Origin of the sequence: Burkholderia sp. NFPP32 (assembly GCF_900119325.1) — a bacterium.
Taxonomy (GTDB): Bacteria; Pseudomonadota; Gammaproteobacteria; order Burkholderiales; family Burkholderiaceae; genus Burkholderia; species Burkholderia pyrrocinia_C.
Window position 1 is genome coordinate 1 of record NZ_FPJP01000056.1, and the last position, 7,244, is coordinate 7,244.

Consider the following 7,244-nt stretch of genomic DNA (forward strand, 5'->3'; position numbering starts at 1 on the left):
CTCCAGACACGACGCTCGAACGCATGGTCCATGTTGCCAAGATGCGCTGGCGTATCGAGCGAGATTATCAGGATCTCAAGCAGGAATTCGGCCTGGGACACTTCGAAGGACGTGGCTGGCGTGGATTCCATCACCATGCATCGTTGTGTATTGCGGCCTATGGGTTTCTTGTTGCTCAACGCCTCATTCAAGGCGACAGTAAAAAAAACTCCGCGATCCGCGACCCGTTTGCCTTACCCTCGGATTACGTGCCACGCGGGTCCCCAGCGCGCGCAGCGCCACGTGGCTGATTCCATAACCACACTGCGCTGGCGTATCGCTGCATACATCGCGCGCCGGCTCCAGCGATGTCCGTTTTGTTCAGCGTCCAATGCTGATTTATTGACACAGTAAGACTATCCGCACGAGAAGAAATGGATAACTGCTTGACAGGGATGCCGAAAACACGGACCGCACTTGCACTCGTAGGCGCTCGAATGTTTGGCTGCATTCAAATTGTCACGACTGCCAGCACCGACATACACGTGATCTGCGGTACAACCGGCGCCTCGTCGATCGCGCGCCTCGTATGCACGGCAGCCGGGTCGAAGATCAAGATCGGCTGCGCCCTCGGCCAGCGTCGACGGTTGCTGATGCGGAGTACCTGAATCGAATGTGGCAACGTCTCAATCACCAGGCCATGCGACAATCTTCGCACTAGGGTCTGTTTACATTCGATGAAATCTTGTGATTACCCACTATTTTCCCGCCCGAGCCAGTATCCGATCTGAATTTCGACAAGACGATGCATGCCGCGCCAGATGACCTTATTCCCTGGCTGGGGATCGTTGGCGCGTGCAAGATAGCCGCCCAGTTGGGCGAGTTTGATAAGGCTGCGAGACAGGGGCGGCTCCTGTGCAGTACGTGCCGTATCCTTGACGAGCTGATCAAGAAGCATCACCTCGGTTGCGGTAAGCGCCACCTCCGGCGGGGTCTCGGGTGCAGATCGATTGATCTCGGTCAGCCAGAATACCCGCCAGGCAAGGATGCAGAAGATGGCGATCAGGTTGGTCAGCCGGCCGGCTGTACGCAACTGCGACTCTTCAGCCTTGCAGCCAGATTTCAGATTTTTGTGAAACGTTTCTATTTTCCAGCGCATCGAGTACCAGTCGATCTTTTCGATTGCGTCTGAACGTGAGTTCACCGGCAGGTCAGTGACAAGTTTCCATTCGACACGAGGCCGCTCCGCTGGGTCGCCGCACTCCGTCGCGTGGATGACAGTCAGCCTGAGTGCCGGATAGTGCCGCTGCTTCGCGACGGACGGCCAAATCGTGAGGCGTCGATATCTGATCTCCAGAAGCGCTTGATGAGGACGCCCTTTGGCGTCGCGAAATTCGATCCGGTGCAATCCCTTCACTCGCACCTCTGACATTTCGTCTGCAACGGTATGCTCGCCGTCGCCGGCTAACCTGTTCGTGCAGGTCCGCACCAGAAAATGTGTGCCGAGCTCGCTGGCAGAGCAAAACAGTTCAAAAATGTCGCTTTCTCGGTCTCCGATATGCACGCAGCGTTCGGGATCACCGAGTCGCGCTGTTGACTGCCGCAAGCTCTCAATCCAGCGGTAGCTTTCCTTCTTCTCGATCGGTATGCGTGTGAAATTGACTTTGCTGCGCTTCCTCGCGGTGTCCTTGAACTCTTTGCGACTCCAGAACTTGATAGATGCTAGCCCGAGTGGCAAACCTTCAGTTGTGACCGCGAGACTTGAATGCATCAGGATGCCGTATTGCGGGCTTGCCTTATCACGACCGTATCGCTTGGCCGCGGTCAGTGTGTTACTTGCATAACCAATTAGCTCGGGACGTTCTCTTTCGTACGAAAACGAGGTGGTGTCCTGAAGTACAAGAATCGGTCCCTCAGTCGTGGAAAAACGCTGCGCAGTAGCCTGGAAATGTCCGCTCAGAATATCTTGCTCATTGACGCGGTCATTGTCCATGAATCGATAGGCTGCCTTGGTGTTGGCCCAGTCCTGGCAGGCAAGCGGAATGGTCTGTCCCATGCCCTTCCACAATCGCTCCAGCAGCAAACCAAATCGCTTGCGAAGGCGAGCATCCCGAAATTCGCTCAGCGCAATCTCCTGCCCCATCCACGATTCGTCGTCTTCTTGTTCCGTTCTTTTCATCTATCATTTTGATATCCTAAACGCTCTGAAGTTAACAGAATCTCTGCTTGAGATGTGGGTAATTTCAAGTCGATGAAATGTGTTTACATCTTGTCTTTTGCGCAAGCGGGCCAAGGTGATCCGAACGTTATTGAGCGACAACGTATGGGCACGAATAGAGTCTGTACTACCGGGCAAGGAAGGCGATCCTGGTCGAACGGCGGCCGACAATCGCTGGTTTGTCGAAGCCGTTCTCTGGATCGGCCGAACGGGTTGCCCATGGCGCGATTTACCGAGCGAATTCGGCCGTTGGCATACGGTGTACATGCGCTTCTCGCGATGGTGTCGCAAAGGTGTGTGGGAACGCGTGGCGTATGCGGTGTCCGACGAGACGGAGATCAAACGCGTGCTGATCGACTCGACCATCGTGCGAGCCCACCAGCATTTGGCCGGTGCTCGAAAAAAAGCGGCCCGCAAGCGCTCGGGCGTTCGCGCGGCGGCCTGACGACCAAGCTGCATCTGGCTGTCGATGAAGCCGGGCGACCTCTGCGAATGATCGCCACCGAAGGACAGGTTTCGGACATTTCCTGTGCACACGAATTGGTCGAGCATCTGCGCATGGGCGCCGTGATTGCCGACAAAGGCTATGACTCGGATGCCTTTGTGAACACCATCCGCGCCGCGCGTGCGAAAGCCGTTATTCCGCCACGCTCGAATCGAAAGACCAAGCGTCGCTGTAGCCGTGTGCTGTATCGAACTCGGAACATCGTCGAGCGCTTTTTCAATCGCATCAAACATTTTCGTCGCGTCTCCACTCGTTACGACAAGCTCGCCGGCAACTATCTAGCCTTCGCGGTGCTTGCCTGCGCCTTCGGACCGCTGGTGAGAATGTGAACAGACCCTAGTGATCGAGCGAACTTATTTTCGCCGAACGTGAATCGCGTATGGAATCAGTCAGGTACGAACGGAATGTCAATGATTGTGAAATAGAAATCAGGCAGGTCTGGTTGTTGAGGCGCTCGCCACTCGCGGAAAATTCCCTGGTCGAACGGATGCATGGTTGCCGTTCGATCCCTCGTATCGAAGTTCCATGCACCGTTCGGGCACCTGCGGGTCGTGTCGATCAGTTGCGTCCGGCTCGCAAGATCCGCGACGTCGATGAACGGTCGCACCGCGCGCGAGCTAGATGCGGTCGGACGTGTCCTCGCGCATGCCGTTCAACAGTGAGAAGCCGAGGCGCACGGGCGCCGACGTCGTCGGTCCTTCGATCGCAGAATCCCACGTGCTCACGTGAACGTCGACAGGAAGCACCTCGACGCCACGGCGCCGTGCGTCCAGCAGCAGTTGCGACGGAGTGTAGGAATCAATCTGCTGGCTCTTCAAAAGCGTCGCGAGGAATACGGCCGGCTCGTGGTGGCGCAGCCACGCGCTCGAATAGACGAGTAAGGCGAAGCTGGCCGCGTGGTTCTCCAGGGAACGTCGCCACTTTTCCTGTATGCGGCCGGAAGCATGACGATCTCCTTTCTGGGCCGCGTCACCTGTTTCCGCAGCCGGACCGTGATCGAATTTCATGTCGACGATGAGACACGGATGGTTTCAAGCATGTTCGTTTTCCATGACGGGCAGGACTGCGACGCGAATCTGCTGACTGACACCGAAGATTGAACCTTCACGATTTGACCGCTCACCGATGAGGGCAAGATTCCATGTGCATGGCGCCGAATACCGGCGCAAGCCTATCCTGCTGTAAGGACTTTCGCGTTGTGTCAACCAGAGTTTTTGGATTGCAGACGATTGCCTCCTTATGTGTTTTGATGCACACGGGTTACACAATCTATTTGCGTTGCCAGCTCACGGTTGCTGTACGCGTGACGCGTTTTTTTGCGCATCGTTCTTGCGCAGCGCATGCACACGGTTTGCACACGATGCGCATCGTATTTGCGCGGTTTGCTACCCACCTGACTTCGCGGACGTGCGCGAGAGCTTGCGCGAAGGCGTGGACTTCTGCGCACGACGTTTGTTCGGCACGGTACGACCTTGTGTTTAATTTCTGCGTGATTCGCTATTCCTTCGTCGTGAGACGGTAGTCGCTGCGTGTGTGCCTAGCAGTAGAGGTGGCAGACTGCATCCCTGTAATCGGCCTTGTCACGCCAGAACTGCCGGCATGGGCCATCATATCGAAGCCGCACGGGAGCTCCCAATTCAATCCGAGACGCAACCCGCGCAGCGGCGATCACCCGCAGCGCATGGGGCTGGCCAGCAGGATAGCCGGGGTTTGCTCCCGTTCGGTCTGACCTCATGTTGCTATTGCACGGTGCAGCGTGGGGGAAGGAAGTACGCGGTACTACACGGTCGCCGCCGGCGCGCGATGGCGCTGCCAGGCGAGCGGATCGTAGGTTTCGTCGTGCGCCAGCATCGCCCATAGCATGCGGGCGTGTTTATTCGCGATCGCGACGAGCGTCTTGTGATAACCCTTGCGGTGAAACAAATCGACGATCCAGCACCCGAGTCGGGAGAGGCGCTCGGGCAGACAGCGCAGGGCCGACTGCAGGGCGCTGCGCGCGCCTTGCACGAGCAACCCTCGCAGATAGCCGTCGCCGTGCCGGGTCACCTTGCCTAGTCGGGCCTTGCCACCGGAACTGTGCTGCTGGGGCGTCAAACCGAGCCAGGCGCCGAATTGCCGGCCGTTCTTGAAACTGGACGCATTGGAGACCGTGGCGACGAGCGCGCTGGCCGTAAGCGGCCCGATGCCGAGGAGTGCGCGCAGGCGTTGGGCCGGGGCATTGTCGACCAGATGCGCGGCAATCTCGGCGTCGCAGCGCGCGACGCGCGCATCGAGGGCGACGAACTGCTCGCGCGCTTCCAGTACAAGCGCTCGGACCTGCATGGGCAGTCGCGCATCCTCGGTGAGGCGGGGTAGCGCGGTGCGCAACGTCGAGCGGGAGCGGCCCAGCACGATACCGAACTCGGCGAGCAGGCCCCGCAGGCGGTTGATCAATGCGGTACGCTCGTCGACCCATCCCTGGCGGGCACGGTGCCAGCTCAAGATGGCCTGCTGTTCGACCGTCTTGACAGTGACGAATCGCATCGTGGGTTGACGAGCTGCAACGGCGATGGCTTCGGCATCCGCAGCGTCGTTCTTGCCGCCTTTGCGGAATGGGGTAACAAACTCCGGCGCGATCAGGCGTACTACATGACCGTGGGCCGCGAACCAGCGCCCCCAGTGATGGGCCGAACTGCACGATTCCATGGCGATGATTCCATCCGGCGCTTGCTCGGCCCAGCGTTCGAATGCGGCACGGCGGAGTACGCGTCGTTCGAGGACCGTGCCGCGATCGTCGAGCACGCAGATCGCGAAGACCTCTTTGGCCAGGTCGATTCCGATCGTGAAGGGGCTGTTCATGAGTTCACCTCGTTATTCGGGAGAAGACGGCACGATTGTGCGACATGGGCCGTCGAGCGCGCTAGCGGCGCGTCGCCGCGCCGAAAGTCCCTGATATTCAGTTCCTCGATTTTCACGTTGTTTTCGGTGCTGGGTGTGACTTTCGCGCGCACGATGTACAAGCCACGTACAACCGAGATTCACATCCGTGTAATCGCAGTGCGCGATGCGTTTAACGCGGCGACGCGAAGAAGTCGGCATGCGCGTGCATGGCCGATCGGTCACGAAGGTATCGGATGTAGAGACTTGGCGAGAACGTGTCAATGCCCGATAAGGTGCAGCGTGTATTTGACGCGTCATCCGTTCAACGCAGGTGGCACTGATGTTTGATCTGCATTCGCAGGGCCGTGGGCGTCTGCGCAAGTCGAATGCACATGCTTGGCGTCGGTGTGGCAAAAACGGGACGAGACGGATGAGCATGGTGTTCGCTGGGCAGCGACATCGAATGCGTTCTGGTCGTCCTTCACTGTGAGTCGAGGAAAGCTCTGGTGTAGTCAGAAAAATATTTATTGTTCCGGAATGCTCCTAAGTATTCCGATGTATTCCATCCTCATCGAAAGTGACATGAATCGGGTGTTGACGACGCGCAAACGCGTGCGCAAGATGATGTGAAGGTCGTGCATCGGAGTGAGTCATGTCGGGTGTCAGGAGTTTCACGCGAGGGCAGTGGGAGTCACTCGGACGCAGACTGGATGCGCTGCCGGAAAAAGCGAAAGACGAGCAACCGGTCAAGGTGGGGGAGGGCGTCAAATTCATACGGACACAGATCGTGTCGGCGCGGGGAAAGGGGTACACGCTGTCTGAACTGATCGAACAGGCTGCGCAGGAAGGCATCGACGTGAGTCTCAATTCCCTCAGATATGCGATGCGCCGCGTCGACGGAAAGGGGCGGATGCGACGGGGCAGTCGGGACGCGGCGCGAGAGCAGGTGGCGGCGCCAGCCCGGGGCAGAAAATCAGCGCAAGCCGAACCTCCACGCGATACCCCGTTGCGCACGGGATTACAGCAAAAGGGGGACAAGGGGGTAACCAAGCCGGGGCAACAGGTACAGGGCTTTCTCGGATTTCCGATCAGCCCGGATACCGAAAATTTGTAGAGGTCCCGTATGGCAACGGAAAATCCCCCCATCTATATGGTCGGCGGCAGCAAGGGCGGTGTGGGCAAGAGCGTCGTGACACTGGCGCTGGTCGACTACCTGCGAGAGACGGATGTTGATGTCGTGCTGGTGGAGACGGACACGTCCAATCCCGATGTCATGAAAGCGGTCCACGACGAAATCGAATGCGCGTCGTGCGATCTGGACGACGTCAGCGGCTGGATCGACTTCGTCAATTTCTGCGATATGCGCCGGGATGCGACCGTTGTCGTAAATACGGCAGCGCGGAGCCAGACGGGTGTCGCGCAGTATGGCGAGACGCTCGCGAGCACGCTCGATGAACTGGCGCGACGTCTGGTCGTGTTGTGGGTCATCAACCGGCAGCGCGACAGTCTCGAACTGCTGCTCAAGTTCCGTGCGACATTCTCGAATGCGGACACGCACGTTGTGCGCAATGGGTATTTCGGTCCGTCGGAGAAATTCACCCTGTATCGGGACTCGCAACTGCGCAAGGCTGTCGAGGCACAGGGCCAGTCACTGGATTTTCCCGACCTTGCGGATCGCGTTGC

At 58.4% G+C, this 7,244-nt stretch carries 5 protein-coding genes and 2 pseudogenes; 4 read left to right on the plus strand and 3 right to left on the minus strand.

The features are described from left to right. Positions 1 to 290, plus strand: a 290-nt coding sequence (locus BT264_RS36795; protein WP_143156772.1) for a transposase, incomplete at its 5' end; no start/stop codon positions are given. Between the two features lie 440 nt (positions 291 to 730). On the opposite strand, the gene BT264_RS36805 is transcribed toward BT264_RS36795, so the two are convergent. Then, the gene (locus BT264_RS36805; RefSeq protein ID WP_072445443.1) at positions 731 to 2,158 is read right to left on the minus strand and encodes an IS4 family transposase; all 1,428 of its coding nucleotides are present in this window, start codon (positions 2,156 to 2,158) and stop codon (positions 731 to 733) included. Between the two features lie 115 nt (positions 2,159 to 2,273). Between BT264_RS36805 and BT264_RS36815 the strand changes: the two are divergent. Next, positions 2,274 to 3,031, plus strand: a pseudogene (locus tag BT264_RS36815) (IS5 family transposase). A 153-nt stretch (positions 3,032 to 3,184) separates the two neighbouring features. Here the strand turns inward: BT264_RS36815 and BT264_RS36820 are convergent. Together BT264_RS36820 and BT264_RS36825 are read right to left on the minus strand one after the other, a co-directional pair. Further along, a pseudogene (locus BT264_RS36820) lies at positions 3,185 to 3,607 on the minus strand (error-prone DNA polymerase); the annotation flags it as partial. An 874-nt stretch (positions 3,608 to 4,481) separates the two neighbouring features. Then, entirely contained in the window at positions 4,482 to 5,540 is a 1,059-nt protein-coding gene (locus BT264_RS36825) for an IS110 family RNA-guided transposase (protein ID WP_072445441.1), read from the minus strand. Positions 5,541 to 6,213: 673 nt separating this feature from the next. On the opposite strand from BT264_RS36825, the gene BT264_RS36830 reads away from it, so the two are divergent. Continuing rightward, positions 6,214 to 6,675 carry a hypothetical protein gene (locus BT264_RS36830; protein WP_072444840.1) on the plus strand — a complete coding sequence of 154 codons (462 nt, stop codon included), beginning with the start codon at positions 6,214 to 6,216 and terminating at the stop codon, positions 6,673 to 6,675. Between the two features lie 9 nt (positions 6,676 to 6,684). Then, the coding region (locus BT264_RS36835; RefSeq protein ID WP_072467075.1) for a nucleotide-binding protein at positions 6,685 to 7,244 on the plus strand (560 nt) is incomplete at its 3' end.

Bases quoted from the DNA above. Each gene is read 5' to 3' on its own strand.
- BT264_RS36830 (WP_072444840.1), top strand. From the start codon at position 6,214: ATGTCGGGTGTCAGGAGTTTCACGCGAGGGCAGTGGGAGTCACTCGGA.
- BT264_RS36825 (WP_072445441.1), bottom strand. From the start codon at position 5,540: ATGAACAGCCCCTTCACGATCGGAATCGACCTGGCCAAAGAGGTCTTC.
- BT264_RS36805 (WP_072445443.1), bottom strand. From the start codon at position 2,158: ATGAAAAGAACGGAACAAGAAGACGACGAATCGTGGATGGGGCAGGAG.